This window comes from Micromonospora sp. BS32 (assembly GCF_059089345.1).
Map to the genome: position 1 here is coordinate 162,902 of NZ_JBSSHR010000005.1, position 16,404 is coordinate 179,305.

The 16,404-nt window shown below is 74.8% G+C and carries 15 protein-coding genes; 4 read left to right on the forward strand and 11 right to left on the reverse strand.

The annotated features are described in order from the left end of the window. Positions 1-22: 22 nt before the first annotated feature. The 4 genes from AC5RWQ_RS10475 to AC5RWQ_RS10490 all read right to left on the reverse strand — a co-directional run bounded on the left by AC5RWQ_RS10475 (position 23) and on the right by AC5RWQ_RS10490 (position 5,159). The gene (locus AC5RWQ_RS10475) at positions 23-1,306 is read right to left on the reverse strand and encodes a citrate synthase (RefSeq protein WP_494282531.1); all 1,284 of its coding nucleotides are present in this window, start codon (positions 1,304-1,306) and stop codon (positions 23-25) included. Between the two features lie 188 nt (positions 1,307-1,494). After that, complete coding sequence (locus AC5RWQ_RS10480) at positions 1,495-3,549, reverse strand: sulfatase-like hydrolase/transferase (protein WP_494282532.1); 2,055 nt, start codon at positions 3,547-3,549, stop codon at positions 1,495-1,497. Further along, positions 3,542-4,957, reverse strand: a complete 1,416-nt coding sequence (locus tag AC5RWQ_RS10485) for a methyltransferase (protein ID WP_494282533.1) — start codon at positions 4,955-4,957, stop codon at positions 3,542-3,544. Before AC5RWQ_RS10485 ends, AC5RWQ_RS10480 begins: the two co-directional genes overlap by 8 nt. 10 nt (positions 4,958-4,967) lie before the next feature. After that, complete coding sequence (locus AC5RWQ_RS10490; protein WP_494282534.1) at positions 4,968-5,159, reverse strand: hypothetical protein; 192 nt, start codon at positions 5,157-5,159, stop codon at positions 4,968-4,970. A gap of 182 nt (positions 5,160-5,341) precedes the next feature. Between AC5RWQ_RS10490 and AC5RWQ_RS10495 the strand changes: the two genes are divergently transcribed. Then, a complete protein-coding gene (locus AC5RWQ_RS10495) occupies positions 5,342-5,734 on the forward strand; it encodes a VOC family protein (RefSeq protein ID WP_494282535.1) in 393 nt (130 codons plus the stop codon). A 32-nt stretch (positions 5,735-5,766) separates the two neighbouring features. On the opposite strand, the gene AC5RWQ_RS10500 is transcribed toward AC5RWQ_RS10495, so the two are convergent. The 5 genes from AC5RWQ_RS10500 to AC5RWQ_RS10520 all read right to left on the reverse strand — a co-directional run bounded on the left by AC5RWQ_RS10500 (position 5,767) and on the right by AC5RWQ_RS10520 (position 12,238). Further along, positions 5,767-6,444 (reverse strand): helix-turn-helix domain-containing protein, encoded by a 678-nt coding sequence (locus tag AC5RWQ_RS10500; RefSeq protein ID WP_494282713.1) that lies wholly within the window; start codon positions 6,442-6,444, stop codon positions 5,767-5,769. Positions 6,445-6,528: 84 nt separating this feature from the next. Next, entirely contained in the window at positions 6,529-7,764 is a 1,236-nt protein-coding gene (locus AC5RWQ_RS10505) for a bifunctional glycosyltransferase family 2/GtrA family protein (RefSeq protein ID WP_494282536.1), read from the reverse strand. 3 nt (positions 7,765-7,767) lie between these two features. Next, entirely contained in the window at positions 7,768-9,972 is a 2,205-nt protein-coding gene (locus tag AC5RWQ_RS10510; RefSeq protein WP_494282537.1) for an ArnT family glycosyltransferase, read from the reverse strand. Positions 9,973-10,017: 45 nt separating this feature from the next. After that, positions 10,018-11,520: a sensor histidine kinase gene (locus AC5RWQ_RS10515; RefSeq protein WP_494282538.1), complete on the reverse strand. Its 1,503-nt coding sequence runs from the start codon at positions 11,518-11,520 to the stop codon at positions 10,018-10,020. Further along, complete coding sequence (locus AC5RWQ_RS10520) at positions 11,498-12,238, reverse strand: response regulator transcription factor (protein ID WP_334490033.1); 741 nt, start codon at positions 12,236-12,238, stop codon at positions 11,498-11,500. The genes AC5RWQ_RS10515 and AC5RWQ_RS10520 overlap by 23 nt, the downstream gene beginning before the upstream one ends. 271 nt (positions 12,239-12,509) lie before the next feature. Here AC5RWQ_RS10520 and AC5RWQ_RS10525 point away from each other — a divergent pair, with 271 nt between their 5' ends. Continuing rightward, positions 12,510-13,328 carry an alpha/beta fold hydrolase gene (locus AC5RWQ_RS10525; protein WP_494282714.1) on the forward strand — a complete coding sequence of 273 codons (819 nt, stop codon included), beginning with the start codon at positions 12,510-12,512 and terminating at the stop codon, positions 13,326-13,328. Positions 13,329-13,334: 6 nt separating this feature from the next. Here the strand turns inward: AC5RWQ_RS10525 and AC5RWQ_RS10530 are convergent, their stop codons facing one another. Beyond that, the gene (locus tag AC5RWQ_RS10530; protein ID WP_494282539.1) at positions 13,335-13,568 is read right to left on the reverse strand and encodes a DUF8847 domain-containing protein; all 234 of its coding nucleotides are present in this window, start codon (positions 13,566-13,568) and stop codon (positions 13,335-13,337) included. 168 nt (positions 13,569-13,736) lie between these two features. Between AC5RWQ_RS10530 and AC5RWQ_RS10535 the strand changes: the two genes are divergently transcribed. After that, positions 13,737-14,687, forward strand: a complete 951-nt coding sequence (locus AC5RWQ_RS10535) for a serine/threonine-protein kinase (protein WP_494282540.1) — start codon at positions 13,737-13,739, stop codon at positions 14,685-14,687. 74 nt (positions 14,688-14,761) lie between these two features. Beyond that, positions 14,762-15,187 (forward strand): OsmC family protein, encoded by a 426-nt coding sequence (locus AC5RWQ_RS10540; protein WP_494282541.1) that lies wholly within the window; start codon positions 14,762-14,764, stop codon positions 15,185-15,187. A gap of 10 nt (positions 15,188-15,197) precedes the next feature. Here the strand turns inward: AC5RWQ_RS10540 and AC5RWQ_RS10545 are convergent, their stop codons facing one another. Then, the gene (locus AC5RWQ_RS10545) at positions 15,198-16,148 is read right to left on the reverse strand and encodes an endonuclease/exonuclease/phosphatase family protein (RefSeq protein ID WP_494282542.1); all 951 of its coding nucleotides are present in this window, start codon (positions 16,146-16,148) and stop codon (positions 15,198-15,200) included. Between the last annotated feature and the right edge of the window lie 256 nt (positions 16,149-16,404).

Sequence of the window (16,404 nt, forward strand, 5' to 3'; positions counted from 1 at the left end):
CCTTCGTCGTCGTACGGGTGGCTCAGCGCTCGGTGAGCGCGGTGTAGTCCCGCTCCGGGGAGCCGGTGTAGATCTGCCGCGGGCGGCCGATCTTGGTCTCCGGGTCGTTGATCATCTCGCGCCACTGGGCGATCCAGCCGGGGAGCCGGCCCAGCGCGAACAGGACCGTGAACATCTTCGTCGGGAAGCCCATGGCCTTGTAGATCAGGCCGGTGTAGAAGTCCACGTTCGGGTAGAGCTTGCGGGAGACGAAGAAGTCGTCGGCGAGCGCGATCTCCTCCAACTGCATCGCGATGTCCAGCATCGGGTCCGGCTTGGCCATCCGGCCGAGCACGTCCTGGGCGGCCTTCTTCACGATGGCGGCGCGCGGGTCGTAGTTCTTGTAGACCCGGTGGCCGAAGCCCATCAGCTTCACGCCGTCCTGCTTGTCCTTGACCTTGCGGACGAAGGACCGGACGTCGCCGCCGTCGGCCTTGATCTTCTCCAGCATCTCCAGCACGGCCTGGTTGGCGCCGCCGTGCAGCGGACCGAAGAGGGCGTTCACCCCGGCCGAGACCGAGGCGAAAAGGTTGGCGTTGCTGGAGCCGACCAGTCGGACGGTGGAGGTGGAGCAGTTCTGCTCGTGGTCGGCGTGCAGCACGAAGAGCATGTCCAGCACGCGGGCCATGACGGGGTCGACCTCGTACTCCTCGGCCGGCACGCCGAAGGTCATCCGGAGGAAGTTCTCCACGTAGCCCAGCGAGTTGTCCGGGTACAGCAGCGGCTGCCCGATGGACTTCTTGTAGGCGTACGAGGCGATGGTCGGGACCTTCGCCATCAGCCGGACCGTCGACATCTCCACGTGGTTGGAGTCGAACGGGTCCAGGCTGTCCTGGTAGAAGGTGGAGATGGCGCTGACGGCCGAGGAGAGCACGGCCATCGGGTGCGCGTCGCGCGGGAAGCCGTCGAAGAACCGACGCATCTCCTCGTGCAGCAGCGAGTGCCGGCGGATCCGCTCGCTGAACTCGGTCAGCTCCGTCTGGGTGGGCAGCTCGCCGTAGATCAGCAGGTAGGAGACCTCCAGGAAGGAGGACTTCTCGGCCAGCTGCTCGATCGGGTAGCCGCGGTACCGCAGAATGCCCGCGTCACCGTCGATATAGGTGATCGCGGACGAACAGGACGCGGTGTTCACGAAACCGGGGTCGTACGTGGTCATCCCGGTTTCCTTCAGCAGCTTGCTCACCCCGATGCCCGCGGGGCCCTCGACCGCGTCGTGCACCGGCATCGAAAGCTGACCACCGGGGTGATCCAGCTTGACTTCCGTCATGTGGTTCCTCGCTTCGCCGGCGAATCTTCGTTGAATTGCCTTCGCTTTTACCGTAATCGCGGCCTGCGGGACACCGCCCGCCGTGGTTCGGCGGTGAGGTATGCGTCACCCGATTCCCGACCCGGCGGATCGGAAACCCTGGTGGGCCGGCTGGGCCGCGGCGAAGACGGACGCCGGGGAGGAAAGGTTCAGGAGAGGTTCAGCCGGCGCAGCGCGCCGCCGGGGCCGAGCCGGTAGATGTCCAGCCGGTTCGCGCCGGCGGTGAACAGATGGTCGTCGGGGAGGAGGGCGGCGAAGCGGCGGCCCCCCTTGTCCCGGGGCACCACGGGCACCACCGCGCCCACCCGGCCGTTGACCGCGACCGCCAGCAGCGTGCCGTCGGGCACGTCGCGGGGCACCGTCCCCCAGACCAGCGCCGGCAGCGCGCCGGCGGCCGGGTCGACGTCGCGGAACGCGGCCAGGTTCGCCACGGTCGCCGTGCCGCCGGTCGGCTTCTCCCCGACGGCGCTGCCGACCAGCGGGTGCGCGGCGGCGACCGCCGGGCGGGCCGGCACCCCACCGGGGAAGGCGACCCGCTCCCCCGGCCGGTCGTAGAACCACTTCTCCGTCCGGTCCCGCGGGGCCTGCCGGGCCGAGCGCCCGTCCATCCGCCACGGGATCTTCACGTGCGCCACGTCGGCGATGGTGGGCAGCAGGTCGACGTGCTCCCAGTTGCGGTCGTCGACCCGGCCGGCGCGCTGCCCGGGCTCCTTGACGAACATCGGCACCCAGGCGACCTCACCGGCGGCGTGGACGATCGCGTCCATCCCGCGGCCCTGCCAGTCCCGGGTGAAGCTCACCCCGTGGTCGGCGGTGACCAGGACCATGGCCTTGTCGTACAGGCCGCCGGCGCGCAGGGTGCGCAGCGTCTCGCCGATCAGCCGGTCGGTGTACTGCAGCTGGGCCAGGTGTCGGGCCCGGGCCAGGTCCACCCAGCCGGCCCCGTCGTTGGGCAGGTCCTCCGGGGCGTCGTAGCGCGCCCCGGACGGCAGGTACGCCCACGGCGGGTGCGGCATCAGCAGGTGCAGGAAGTGCAGCGTGGGCCGGCCGGACGGGCGCAGCGCGGCGAGGAAGCTGGTGAACCGGGCCGGCTGGTTGTCGTCCAGGCTGTCGAAGCGGAATCTCGGGTCGGCCGGGACGGGCTCGGCGGCGTCCAGCCCCACCTCGGTCCGGGTGCGCTCCCGGTACGACTCCTCCGGGTCGACCCGGCCGTCCACCGGCGCGGCGACCTGGCCGAGCAGCCGGCCCGTCTCCCGCACCAGCACCCCGAGCCCCTGCCGCGGGGCGGCCCGCTGCTCGCAGCGGCTGGGCGGGCAGAGCCGGGTGATGCTCTCCTCGGCCCGGACGTCGTAGAGCCCGCCGAGGGCGGTGAAGAGGTTGTCGGGGTACTGGGAGTAGTGCGGGGCGTACGGCTTCGCGGGGTAGCGACCGGTGAGCATCGCCGGCAGCGCGTACGGCGTCCAACCGCTCACCCCGGTCGCGTTGCGGTACCAGGTCGAGCCGGCGGCCAGCTCGGCGAAGTGCGGGTACCGGGTGGCGTCGATCCGGCCGTTCGGGCCGAGCAGCGAGACCAGCGGCAGCTCGTCCAGGACGATCATGACCACCGTCGGGTGCTCCCCCGATCCGGCCGCCCCGGCCGCCCCGCCGTGCGCGCGGGGCAGCACGACCGCCGAGGCGGGCGAGGCGAAGAGGAACAGGACGACGAAGACCGGCGGCCCGAGCGCCGCGACCCGCAGCATCCGGCCGATCGCCGACCACCGCCGGTGCGCGGCCGCCCCGGCCGCGCCGGCCACGGCGGCGGCCAACACCAGCGGTACGCCCCGCAGCCCGGTGGCGTGCCGACCGACCTGCACGGCGAGGGCGGCCAGCAGCAGCCCGACGAGCAGCCGGTGAGTGGCGCTGCGGGCGCGCGGGCCGGCGAGCCGGCTGGCCCACCCGAGCAGCGCGACGGCCGGCGTCGGCAGCAGCGCGATCATCGCGACCAGGATCAGGATGTCGGCGGTGGTGGCCCGGTGGAACAGGAAGAAGTCGGGGCTGCGGCCGAGCACGTCGAGCAACGGCTGGGTGACCACCAGGCCGATCAGCGCGGTGACCTCCAGCAGCCGGCGCAGCTCGAGCCGGCGGGCCGACGGCACCGCCGCCGCGGGCGCCGGGCGGCCGGCGTCGGCGGGGCGCCATGGGGCGGTCAGCGTCGAGTCAGCCACCCACCACCGCCTGGTAGAGCGTGCGGGTGCCCGATGGCAGGTCCCGCTGCCGCTCCACCCGGCAGCGGGCCGCGAGGTGCCGCTCGAACTCCTCCCGGCGGTAGGCGGGGAAGAGCCCGTCTGGCTTGTTGGCCAGCAGCCGGCGGGCCATCGCGTCCTCGGGGTGGACGAATTCGACCACCAGCCGGCCGCCGGGGCGCGCGTACCCGACCAGTTGGTCGAGCAGGTCGGGCAGCGGGATGTTGCGTCCGATGGCGAGGTGGTGGACCACGGCCAGGGCGAGCACCACGTCGGCCCGGGCCCGGCTGGCGAAGGAGGCCCGCTCGACGCCCCGCCAGCCGCCACCGGGCGACGGGTCGGCGAGGTCCATGACCAGCGGCAGGATCCGCCGGTCGCCCTCGGCGCGCAGCGCCCGGTAGAGGGCGTCGACCACCGCCGGGTCCTGCTCGACGGCGACCACCCGCGCGGCGTGCCGGGCGGCGATCCGGGCGTACCGGCCGTCGTTGGCGCCGAGGTCGAGCACCAGGCGGGGCGTGCCGGCGGCGGTCACCGCATCGGCGACGAACGTCTCCTTGTCGGCCCGGTCCTGGGCGGTGTAGCCACAGGTGCGCTGGTAGTCGGCCCAGTGGCTGCCCGACTCCCGGCGGTCGAGCCGGCGGACCAGCTTCTCCAGCCCGCGCACGGTGGCCAGCGCCAGCTCCCGGGAGTACCCGGCGGCCCGCAGTTGGGCCCGGACGTCGGTGGTGCTGGCCGCCGCGTTGCGGGCCTGCATCACGCCGTGCAGGTGGACGTGGGTCGGCACGCCGGGCAGCAGCCGTCGGACCCCGCCGAAGAGACGGCGCATCTGGTCCGGCTCGATGCCGTCCACCTGAGACCGCAGCCAGGGCTGGAAGTCCAGGCCGAGGTGGGCCTGGAGCAGCAGCGGATAGAGCAGGGTCTGACAGAACTGGCGGTACCCGGCCCAGGGTTCGCCGTCGCGGGCCGGCGCGAAGGAGCCGATGTCGATGAAGACCGGGGTGCTGCCGCGCCACTGGAGGTTGTACGCCGAGCCGTCCTTGGTGGTGAACCCGGCGGCCAGGGCCCGACGCAGGATCTCCAGGTGCAGCAGCGCGGCGTCGCGCAGCATGGCGAACGACCACTCGTACGGGTGCGAGACGAACGGGATCCGCTCGTGCCGCAGCACCGTCGCCCAGCCGGGCAGCACGGCCGGGTCGACGACCTCCGTGCCGCAGACCTTCCCCTCGGCCAGCAGGGCGGCGAAGAGTTCGGTGCCGGCCAGCGCCTGCCAGTCGGCGGTGGCCCCCGGGTCGAGCCCGCGCAGCACCGCCTCCCCGGCGTGGAAGACCCGGTTGGCCGGGTCGCGGAAGGAGCCGGGTTCGACCCGGATCCGGGCGTCGGAGGTGGTCATCGCCGGCCGGTCAGGTGTCGACGGACTGTCGCTGCTGCCCACCGTCGGGCGCGGTCGGCACGTCGGTGGGGCGCCGACGGAACCGGGAGGTCAGCCGCCGCCAGTAGAGCTTGGCGGCGACCGCCGCGCCCGCCACGCCGCCGACCACCGCCTGCACGATCAGGCTGCCGGAACCCGCGTCCAGGTAGGCCAGATGCATCACCGACCGCTCCCTTCCCTCGCCGTCGTGGAACCGACCGGGTGCGCCCTGAGGCGTTTGACCCAAATAGCCGGAGTTGTCCTCGACAGTAGCCCGCCCGGGGCGGCCATGAGGGGCACACGGATCACTCCGCCCCCGTCCGTTCCGTTCAAGACGACCGGCGCCCGCCGCCCTACCGTGGCCGCATGGCACCTCGCTTCGATCTCGTCGGCATCACGGTCGCCGACATGGCCCGCAGTCTCGACTTCTACCGCCGGCTGGGGCTGGACGTCCCGCCCGGCGCCGACGCGGAGGACCACGTGGAGGTGACCCTCCCCGGCGGCCTACGGCTCGCCTGGGACGCGGTCGCCATGGTCCGCACCTTCCACCCCGACTGGACGCCGCCGACCGGCAGTCCCCGCGCCACCCTCGCCTTCCGCTGCGCCGACCCTGCCGAGGTGGACCGGTGCTGGGCCGAGCTGACCGGGGCCGGCTTCCACGGCGAGCTGGCTCCCTGGGACGCCTTCTGGGGCCAGCGGTACGCCGTGCTGCACGACCCGGACGGCAACGGCGTGGACCTCTACGCCCCGCTGGGCTGACCGTCACCTCGACGGGAGCCGGGGCGCCGGCGTCAACCGGTCAGCGCCGTCGGCGGGACGCCGGCCAGCTCGCGCACGTCCCGGGTGAGGTGCGCCTGGTCGGCGTATCCCGCCCGGGCGGCCGCCTCGGCCAACGGGGCACCGGCCAGGGCCAGGGCCAGGGCCCGGCGCATCCGCAGGATCCGGGCGAGGGTCTTCGGGCCGTACCCGAAGAGGAGCTGGCTGCGCCGGTGCAGGGCGCGCGGGCCGAGGCCCACCTCGGCGGCGGTCGCGGTCACCGTGGCGCCAGCCGCCAGCAGCGCGGCGATCCGCGTGCCGAGCGGGTCGGGGCCGCCGGCGGCGGCCAGCCGGGCCGCGGCGACCGCCTCGAGGTCGGCGCCGGTCGGCCGGTCGCCCCACCGCTCGGTGAGGAAGCCCGCCGGCCGGCCCCAGAGCGCGTCCAGCGGCACCCGCCGGTCCCGCAGCTCCTGAGCCGGGACGCCGAACACCGCCGGGCCGACCCCCGGCGGCAGCCGCAGCCCCAGCCACCGTTCGCCGGGCACGGCACCGGTCAGGTACGCGGTGCGATCCGGTCCGGCGACCAGCAGCCCCGACCGGCTGGACCAGAGCAGGTCCAGACACCCGTGCGGCAGCACCCGCACCGGCGCGCCGGTGCTGACGCTGGTCCAGAGCACGGCGCCGGGCAGGGCGGCGGGGCGTTCCCGGTACACGCGGTCCACCCTGCCACCCGGGGGGCCGGGTGACCACGGGCGCGACGGAAGCCCCGACTCCCGGTCGGGGCCCCCGGCCCGCGCTCAGTCCGTGACCGGACGGCGGTGGTGCATGCCGAGGCGGAGCAGCACGAAGCGCAGCACCGTGGCGGCGAGGTTCGCCGCCACCAGCACCGCCAGCTCCGCCGTTCGCGGCGGGGTCGCGGTCACGGCGTGCAGCGCGGCCAGCGACCCGCTGGTCAGCGCCAGCCCCAGGGCGAAGGCGACCAGCCCCTGGAGGTGGTGCCGGCCGGCGTGCCGGCGGCCGGTCACCCCGAAGGTGAGCCGCCGGTTGGCCGCGGTGTTCGCCACGGCGGTGACCAGCAGCGCCAGCAGGTTCGCCGCCTGCGCGCCGAACACGCCCCGGGTGGCGACGAAGAGCAGCAGGTACGCCACGGTGCTGGCCACCCCGACCGCGCCGAACCGGGCCAGCTGCCGGGGCAGCCCGACCGGCACCTGCCCCGGCGGAGCGGTCAGCGGGGCCCGACCGAGCTGCTCGCGCACCTGGGCCAGGGGCAGCGCGCCGGTGAGGAACGCCCGGCCCAGCCGGCCGATGCCGCGCAGGTCGGCCAGGGCGGTGGCGACGATGTCCACCCGGCTGTCCGGGTCGTCCACCCAGTCCACCGGCACCTCGTGGATGCGCAGCCCGGCCCGCTGGGCCAGCACCAGCAGCTCGGTGTCGAAGAACCACCCGGTGTCCTGGACCAGCGGCAGCAGCTCCCGGGCCACGTCGGAGCGGATGGCCTTGAACCCGCACTGGGCGTCGGAGAACCGGGCCGCGAGGGTGCCCCGCAGCAGCAGGTTGTAGGCCCTGGAGATCACCTCCCGCTTGGCGCCGCGGACCACCCGGGAGCTCCGGGCCAGCCGGGTGCCGATGGCCAGGTCGGAGTGGCCGGAGATGAGGGGCGCCACCAGCGGCAGCAGCGCCGCCAGGTCGGTGGAGAGGTCCACGTCCAGGTAGGCGAGCACCGGGGCGTCCGAGGCCGACCAGGCGGCCCGCAGGGCCCGGCCGCGCCCCTTGGCCGCGAGGTGGCGTACCTCGACGTGCGGCAGCTCCGCGGCCAACGCCTCGGCGACCGCGAGGGTGCCGTCGACGCTGGCGTTGTCGGCCACGGTGATCCGGAACGGGTACGGGAAGTGCGCGCTCAGGTGGGCGTGCAGCCGCCGCACGCAGGGGCCGAGGTCGGCCTCCTCGTTGTGCACCGGGACGACCACGTCCAGCACCGCGGTGGGCGCGGCGACCCCCACGGCGACGGCCGGGCGGGTGCTCGGGTACGTCATGGCTCAGCCCTGCTTTCCGCTGCTCAGGTCGTAGACGGTGACCCCGTCCACGGTCTTGGACGGGAAGTTCTCGGCGACCCAGGAGGAGATCTCCTGGGAGGCGGAACTGCCACCGTTGGCCCGGAAGCCGCCGCCGCCGACGAAGTAGTGGATCCTGCCGTCGGCGACATAGCGCTGGAACTGGGCCAGCGTCGGCGACGGGTCACTGCCGTTGAAGCCGCCGATCGCCATCACCGGCTCGCCCGTGGCCAGCTGGTAGCCCGAGGCGTTGTTCGAGCCGATCGTCGCCGCCACCCAGGTGTAGGCGTCCGCGTCGGACTCCAGCAGGGCCTTCAGCTCGGCGCTCGGCTCGCGGGAGTCGAGCAGCCCGCCCATGTTGCCACCGCGCTGGGCCCGGCCGGCGCCGCCGTCCTGCCCACCCGGGAGGGTCGGGAGCTGGCCGCCACCCGGGAGGGTCGGGAGCTGGCCGCCACCCGGGAGGGTCGGGAGCTGGCCGCCGGTCTGGCCGGTCTGGTTGGCACCGGGGAAGCCGGGGAACTGGCCGCCGCGCGGCGGCCGGCCGCCGGCGAATCCGCCACGGCCCGGGCCGAAACCGCCCTGCACGACCGGGCCGGCGCTCGGGATGGAGCCGGTGTGCGGGGTCGCCGCGGTGTCCAGCGCGTACGCGGCGGGACCGGCGAGCGCGGCCGTCGCGCCGAGGGCGAGGACCACCGGGACCAACCGGCGCGGCAGCCGGTCCGCGAGGACGACGAGCACCGCCACCGCGAGACCGGTGACCAGCACCGCCGTGCGCAGCCACGGGTACCAGTCGGGGCTGCGGCCGAGCAGCCGCCAGGACCACCAGGCGCTCACCGCGAGGGTCACCGCCAGGGTGACGGTCGCCGCGAACGCGCGGCGGTTCCCCCACCGGCGCGACGCGGCCGGGGCGGCGGCGACGAGATCGACCGGGCCGGTGACGGCGCGTTCCCGCCAGAGCAGCACCGCCCCGATGCCGACCACCGCGCCGACCGCCGGGGCGAGCGCCACCGTGTAGTAGGCGTGGAAGATGCCGGACATGAAGCTGAAGATCAGGCCGGTGACGAGCAGCCACCCGCCCCACAGCAGCAGGCCCGCGCGCCGCCGGTCGGTACGCGCCGCCCGCCCGGCCAGCACCAGCCCGGCGACCAGCAGGATCAGCGCCGCCGGCAGCAGCCAGGAAATCTGACCGCCGACCTCGGTGTCGAACATCCGCAGCCAGCCGGTCTGCCCGGAGAACGGGCCGCCCCCACCGCCGCCCGTCGGGCCGCCGCCACCGACGCTGCCCTCCTCGTCGCCGGTGATCCGGCCCAGGCCGTTGTAGCCGAGGGTCAGCTCCAGGATGCTGTTGTGCTGCGAACCGCCGATGTAGGGCCGGGCGCTCGCCGGCACCAGCTCGACCACGGCCACCCACCAGCCGGCGGCCACCACCACGCCGAGCCCGGCCAGCAACAGCTGGCGGATCCGCCGCCAGAGGCCGGTCGGCGCGGCCAGCAGGTAGACCCCGGCGAAGACCGGGATCACCAGGAAGGCCTGGAGCATCTTGGTGAGGAAGCCGAAGCCGACCAGCACCCCGGCCAGCACGATCCACCGGGTGCTGGCCGTCTCCACCGCCCGCACGGTCGCGTACGCGCCGAGCACCAGCAGCAGGACCAGCAGGGCGTCGGGATTGTTGAACCGGAACATCAGCGTGGCAACCGGGGTGAGCGCCAGCACCGCCCCGGCGATCAGGCCGGCCACCGGGCCGTACCAGCGCCGGACGGTGGCGTACAGCGCGCCGACCGAGGCGACGCCCAGCAGGGCCTGCGGCACCAGGATCGACCAGCTGCTCAGCCCGAAGACCCGGACCGACAGGGCCATCAGCCAGAGCGACGCGGGGGTCTTGTCCACGCTGATCGAGTTCGCCGCGTCCGACGAGCCGTAGAAGAACGCCTTCCAGCTCTCCGCGCCGGCCTGCACCGCCGCCGAGTAGAACGAGTTGGCCCAGCCGGAGGCGCCCAGGCCCCACAGGTAGAGCAGGCCCGTGGCCAGCAGCAGCACCAGCAGGGCCGGTCGGGCCCACGCCGGGTCCCGACGGGTCGGCGGCGGCTCCGCCTCGGCGCGTACGGGCTCCGGCGCGGGGGTGGCCGGTGGCGCGGTCTCGGCGGCCGGGGCGTTCCCCGGCGCGGTCAGCAGGCTCTCTGTTCTGTCCATGCCGGCAAGCCTGGGCCAGCCCGTTGAGCCGCCCCCATGATCTGCCTATGCGTCGGCTGTGGGATCCGGCAGCCGCACGGTGAACACGGTCCGGCCGGGCCGGGACTCCAGCCGTACGGTGCCGTGGTGGGCCTCGACCACCGCCGCGACGATGGCCAGCCCGAGCCCGGTGCTGCCGTGCTCGCGCGAGCGTGAGCTGTCACCGCGGGCGAAGCGTTCGAAGACCTCGTCGCGCAGCTCGGGCGGCACGCCGGGGCCGTCGTCGGTGACGCTGACCTCGACCGCGCCGGGCACCCGGGTGAGCCGGGTGGTCACCGTGCTGCCGGGCGGCGTGTGCACCCGGGCGTTGGCCAGCAGGTTCGCCACCACCTGATGCAGCCGGACGGCGTCGCCGGGCACCTCCAGGGCCTCGTCGGGCAGGTCGAGCTGCCAGCGGTGCTCGGGGCCGGCGACGTGGGCGTCGCTGACCGCGTCCACGACCAGCGCGGTCAGGTCGACCGGCTCGGTGGCCAGCGGCCGGCCGGAGTCCAGCCGGGCGAGCAGCAGCAGGTCGTCGACGAGGCTGGTCATCCGGGTGCTGGCCGACTCCACCCGGCGCAGCGCGTGCGCCACGTCCGGCGGCACCCGGTCCCGGCCGCGCCGGGCCACCTCGGCGTAGCCCCGGATCGCGGCCAACGGGGTACGCAGCTCGTGGCTGGCGTCGGCGACGAACTGGCGTACCCGGGTTTCGCTGGCCTGCCGGGCGGCGAGGGCGGCGCCCACGTGGCCCAGCATCCGGTTGAGCGCGGCCCCGACCTGGCCGACCTCGGTACGCGGGTCGGTGTCCGCCTCGGGCACCCGCACCGACAGCGCCACCTCGCCACGGTCCAGTGGCAGCTCGGTGACCCGGACGGCGGTGGCGGCGACCCGGTTCAGTGGGCGCAGCGTCGCCCGGACGATGAGCGCGCCGAGGCTGCCGGCGATCAGCAGGCCCGCGGTGGCCACGCCCGCCTGGGCCACCACCATCCACCAGACGGTCTCCTGCGCCTCGGCGAGCGGGATCGCGAAGACCAGCACGTCACCGTCGGACGCCTGCCGGGCCACCGCGCGGTAGTCGCCCCGCTCGCTGAGGTCCACCGTGCGCGGCTGCCCGTCGACGGGCAGCCCGGTGACCGCGGTGAGGCCGCCGGTGGGCAGCGCCTCGGCAGCACCCGAGGCGTTGCGGATGAGGGCGGAGGTCACCTCGCCATCGACGATCTTCACGGCAATGGAGTCCGGCGGGAAGCCGGGCGGCGGTTCGAGCGGCCGGTCCTGGTCGGCCCGCTGCCGCTCCGCGAGCTGCTGAAACCAGGATGGCGGACCCTCCCGCCGGCGGTTGTCCACGGTGAGCTGGTCGTCCACCTGGGCCACCAGGAAATGTCGCAGCGCGACCGTGGTCAGCCCGCCGATGCCGATGCTGACCAGGGCGAGCAGCGCCACCACCGCGGCGACCAGCCGGGTCCGCAGCGACCGGCCGGCCAGCCAGGAGCGCAGCCGACCTCGCCGGTCAGTTCGCGGGCTTGAGGACATAGCCCGCGCCGCGCAGCGTGTGGATCATCGGGTCCCGGCCGGCGTCGATCTTCTTACGCAGGTACGAGATGTACAGCTCGACGACGTTGGCCTGGCCACCGAAGTCGTAGTTCCACACCCGGTCGAGGATCTGCGCCTTGCTCAGCACCCGCCGCGGGTTGCGCATCAGATAGCGCAGCAGCTCGAACTCGGTGGCCGTCAGGGTGATCAGGTCGTCGCCGCGGCGCACCTCGTGGCTGTCCTCGTCCAGGCTGAGGTCGCCGACGGTGAGCACCGCGTCCTCCCGCGCCGCCACCGCGAAGCCGGAGCGGCGCAGCAGGGCGCGCAGCCGGGCGATGACCTCCTCCAGGCTGAACGGCTTCGTGACGTAGTCGTCGCCGCCGACGGTGAGCCCGGCGATCCGCTCCTCCACGGCGTCCCGGGCGGTCAGGAAGAGCACCGGCACGGTCGGGGCCTGCTCGCGCAGCCGGCGGAGCACCTGGAAGCCGTCGAGATCGGGCAGCATCACGTCGAGCACCACCGCGTCCGGCTGGAACTGCCGCGCGGTGCTCAACGCGGCCATCCCGTTGCCGGCGCTGCGCACCTGCCAGCCCTCGTAGCGCAGGGCCATCGAGAGCAGGTCGGTCAGGGTCGGCTCGTCGTCGACGACCAGCACCCGGACGGGTTCGCCGTCGGGGCGGCGGAGTTCGATCCGGGTCTGCGCGGTCTGCCCGTCCATCACCATGCCCCCATCGTGGGCGGCCCGGCTGGCCCTGAACTGTGCGCATCCTGTGCGCCACCTGTGCGCGCCACCCCGGTTCGGTCCGACGGTACCCCGTCGCCCCGGCCTGCGGCGGGACCCCGACGGGCGAGCCGCGACGGCCACCGGCCGCCGACGCACCGCACCGCCACCGGCCCGACCCACGTCCGCTCCAGCCTCCGAGCGCGGCCTCGACGGATGACGTACCCTTCCCCAGCCGGCTACCCGATGGTAACTTCCGGGCGTGGCCATGGACGCCGATCGCTCCCCCGGGCCGGCCGGGGCCCTGCCGGTCGTCTTCGAACGGCGCGGCGCGGGCCCGCCGCTGGTGCTGCTGCACGGCATCGGCCACCACTGGGCGGCCTGGCTGCCGGTGCTCGACCTGCTCGCCGCCCGGCACGACGTGGTGGCGCTCGACCTGCCCGGCTTCGGCCGCTCCCCGGTTCCGGCGGGCGGGCTGCCCCGGGACATGACGCAGGTGGTGGCCGCGGTTGCCGAGTTCTGCGCGGCGCTCGGCCTGGACCGGCCGCACGTCGCCGGCAACAGCCTCGGCGGGGCGATCGCCCTCGAACTCGCCGCCGCCGGCCTGGCCGCCTCGGCCACCGCGCTCTCCCCCGCCGGCTTCTGCACCCCGCGGGAGCTGCGCCGGGCGCTGACCGTGCTGAGCCTGCACCGGGCGGCGGCCCGGCTGCCCGCCCCGGTCGTCCGGTCCGTGCTCGGCTCGGCCCCGCTCCGGTCGCTGGCCTTCGGCATGATCGTCGCCCGGCCGGAGCGGCTGGCGGTGGAGGCGGCCCTGGCCGACTCACGGGCCCTGCGCGACGCCCGCGCCTTCCGCGCGGTGGCCCGGGCGGGCCGCGGCTACGCCTTCGCCGGCACGCCCACGGTGCCGGTCACCGTCGCCTGGGGCACCCGTGACCGGATCCTGCCGTACCGGCAGGCCGCGCTGGCCCGGCAGCGGCTTCCGCAGGCCCGCCACCTGGACCTGACCGGCTGCGGGCACGTGCCGATGCCGGACGACCCCGAGCGGGTGGCGGCGGTGATCCTGGAGACCACGGCGGCGGGCCGCTGAACCGGGTTACTCGCCCGCGCCCACCGGGTAGGTGCGCACGAAGCTCATCGTCCACACCCCGGTGCCGTCGCGCCGGCCGCGCGCGTAGAGATGGTCGGGGCCGCCCGCACCCGGGGCCGGATTCCCGTCGGGATGGCGCAGCACCCAGCGCGCGGGCGGGCCACCGTCCGGCCCCGCGGGCAGCGCCCGCACCAGGTTGTGGGCCGGGCCGCCGACGAAGCGGACGCTCACCTCGCTCATCCGTGTGACCCCCTCCCGCCGGACGCCCCCTGCCTGGCAAGCTACCGCACCGGTCGGCGCGACGCGGCGGCTCCGACCCGGCCGACCACGGTTTGCCCAGCTCGCCCCCCGGGTACCGCGACCGGAACGCCGGTAACGACCGGGGCGAGACGGACAGGAGCAGCCACGATGAGGACGCTGGCCGGGCGGTACCAGCTCGAACAGCGCATCGCCCTGGGCGGGATGTCTGAGGTGTGGCGAGCACACGACGTGGTGCTCGACCGTCCGGTCGCGGTGAAGCTGATGTCCCCCGGACAGCACGGCGAGGAGACGTCGGTGGAGCGGATCCGGGCCGAGGCGCGCAACGCGGCCCGGCTGGTGCACCCCAACGTCGCCAGCGTGCACGACTTCGGCACCTCGTCCACGCTGCCCGGACGCGAGGCGCCGTACATCGTCATGGAGCTCGCCGAAGGGGAGACGCTCGCCGCGCACCTGCGGGCCGGGCCGCTGGACTGGCGGATCGCGGTACGGGTCTGCGCGGAGGTGGCCGCCGCGTTGGCCGCCGCGCACGCGCACGGCATCGTGCACCGCGACGTCAAACCAGCCAACGTCATGCTCACCCCCTCGGGGGTGAAGGTGCTCGACTTCGGCATCGCCAGCCCGGCCGGCGCCCCCGACCAGAGCCCCGACGGCATCGTGGTGGGCACCCCGGCGTACCTGGCCCCGGAGCAGTTCGACCGGCAGCCGGCCACCCCCGCCGCCGACATGTACGCCCTCGGCGTGCTGCTCTACTACTGCCTCACCGGGCGGCTGCCGTACGCGGCCGGGACGACCGCCACCCAGCTGATCGGCGCCCGCAGGCAGGTCGCTCCCGAGCCGCTGCCGCCGGTCGACGGGCTGCCCGCGGAGGTGGCCGACCTGTGTCGGCGCTGCCTCGACGACGACCCCACCGCCCGGCCGACCAGCCTGATGGCCGCGCTCCTGCTGGCCGAGGCGGTGGACGCCCGGGTGTACGTGCCGATGCTTGCGTCGGCGCCCCGCCCCCGGGTCGCGCCCGTCTCCCCGTGGACCGAGCGCGCGGCCACCGAGGCGACCGAGGCGGTCGCCCTGGACGACTGGTCCCGCGCCGGCCCGGCCTGATCCTGGCCCCTGTCGCCAGGCGTTTCGCCGGACCGAGGCCGGGAACCCGCCGGATGAGCGACGGGAGGAACGCGATGCCGGATCCCAGTTCCTGGCTGCATGAGGCCTCGGCGACCGCGGCGGGCGGTCACGTACGCACCGACGACGGGGGCCTGTCCAGCGCGCTGGCATCGCCGCTCGCGCCACACTGCACGGGGTTGACACCCGAACAGCTGCTCGCCGCCGCCTTCGCGTCCTGCCTGCACCACGCGGCGGTGGAGGCGGCCGGGGAGATCACCAACGAGGCGCACACCGTCCAGGTCACGGCGGAGGCGAAGCTGGGTCGCGACGACGACGGCCGCTACCGGGCCGACGTGCACGCCTCCATCTCGTCCGCCGGGCTGACTCGGGACCAGTTGGCCGACCTGGTGGAGCACGCCGACCGGCTCTGGCCGTTCTCCAGCGGGGACAGCAGCCGGCACCGGCTGACCGTCACCCCGGCCGACGGCGGCCGGCACTGACCCGACGAGGTCACCAGCGGAAGCCGGCGGTCACCGCCCGGTGGTCCGAGTCCGGTGTCCGGATCACCCCGGCCGCAGTCGGGGTGATCCCCCGGTACAGGACGTGGTCCGGGCGGGTCACCGGCAGCCCGGAGGGCCAGGTGAAGCCGAAGCCCTGACCGGCGTCGGCCTGGGCGTCGTGCAGCAGCCGGGTCAGCGGGGTGAAGACCCGGTCGGTGCTGGCGGTGTTGAGGTCACCCAGCACGACCAGGCGGTCCGCCGGGTCGGCGCGGACCGCGCGGGCGAGGGCGCGGACCGTCTCGTCGCGGGTGGCGGTCTGCCCGGCCCGGGCGGAGCCGAGGTGCGCCACGTACACCACGAGGTCCCCGTCGCCGGTGGCGACGACAGCACGCAGCGCCCGGGTCCAGCCGAGGCCGGTGTCCACCCCGGCGGACTCCCGGATGGGGTAGCGGCTCCAGAGCGCCACGGTGGAGACCGCCGCCCGGTGCGGGTACCGCTCGCGCAGGGCGGGAGCGACCCGGTCGCCGTCGGCCACCTCCTGCAGCGCGATGAGATCGGCGCCCGAGGCGGCGAGCGGGGTCACCGTGGCGACCGGATCGGGGTTGTCGGCCCGTAGGTTCTGACTGGCCACCCGGAGGCCGGCCGGTCCGGCGCCGGAGGCGGCCGGCAGCCAGGCGCCGCCGTAGGTCAACGCCCACACCAGGGCAGGCAGCAGCACCGCGAGCAACGCCCACCGGGCGCGGCGCAGCAACGCGGCGACGGCCAGCACCGGCACGCCGAGGCCGAGCAGGGGGGTCACGCTGTCAAGCAGGCTGCCGACGCCGTGCACGTTGGGGATCGCCCGATGACCGGCCAGCACGGCCGCGAGGAGCACGGCGAGCACGACGAGGACCATCCCCCGCCGCCGGCCGGACCGGCCCGCGCCACCGCGGACGGACTCGTCGATCATGCTCTCGGTCACCGTCCGCATCGTACCGAGCCGATGCTTCGCCCCGGATGGCGATGCCGGCAACCGCCGCTCGGTATGACGCCCGCCGCCCGGGCGGGGGTCAGCGCCCCGATAGGACACCCACCTCATCGGCCGAACGGAGGAGCCGGACAGTCACGAGCATCCATCCCATGGGCCGCCCGAGAGCTCCCAGCAAAAGGGTAATAGCGGATAAGGGCGATTCAGTCGCTTGGCACCTTTCATAGCTCGCCACGGCTATTGACCGCCT

Excerpts from the sequence above, each read along its gene's own strand:
- AC5RWQ_RS10510 (WP_494282537.1), bottom strand. The coding sequence starts at position 9,972 with ATGGACAGAACAGAGAGCCTGCTGACCGCGCCGGGGAACGCCCCGGCC.
- AC5RWQ_RS10520 (WP_334490033.1), bottom strand. The coding sequence starts at position 12,238 with ATGGACGGGCAGACCGCGCAGACCCGGATCGAACTCCGCCGCCCCGAC.
- AC5RWQ_RS10540 (WP_494282541.1), top strand. The coding sequence starts at position 14,762 with ATGCCGGATCCCAGTTCCTGGCTGCATGAGGCCTCGGCGACCGCGGCG.
- AC5RWQ_RS10535 (WP_494282540.1), top strand. The coding sequence starts at position 13,737 with ATGAGGACGCTGGCCGGGCGGTACCAGCTCGAACAGCGCATCGCCCTG.
- AC5RWQ_RS10505 (WP_494282536.1), bottom strand. The coding sequence starts at position 7,764 with ATGACGTACCCGAGCACCCGCCCGGCCGTCGCCGTGGGGGTCGCCGCG.
- AC5RWQ_RS10530 (WP_494282539.1), bottom strand. The coding sequence starts at position 13,568 with ATGAGCGAGGTGAGCGTCCGCTTCGTCGGCGGCCCGGCCCACAACCTG.
- AC5RWQ_RS10515 (WP_494282538.1), bottom strand. The coding sequence starts at position 11,520 with ATGTCCTCAAGCCCGCGAACTGACCGGCGAGGTCGGCTGCGCTCCTGG.
- AC5RWQ_RS10525 (WP_494282714.1), top strand. The coding sequence starts at position 12,510 with ATGGACGCCGATCGCTCCCCCGGGCCGGCCGGGGCCCTGCCGGTCGTC.
- AC5RWQ_RS10485 (WP_494282533.1), bottom strand. The coding sequence starts at position 4,957 with ATGACCACCTCCGACGCCCGGATCCGGGTCGAACCCGGCTCCTTCCGC.
- AC5RWQ_RS10495 (WP_494282535.1), top strand. The coding sequence starts at position 5,342 with ATGGCACCTCGCTTCGATCTCGTCGGCATCACGGTCGCCGACATGGCC.
- AC5RWQ_RS10475 (WP_494282531.1), bottom strand. The coding sequence starts at position 1,306 with ATGACGGAAGTCAAGCTGGATCACCCCGGTGGTCAGCTTTCGATGCCG.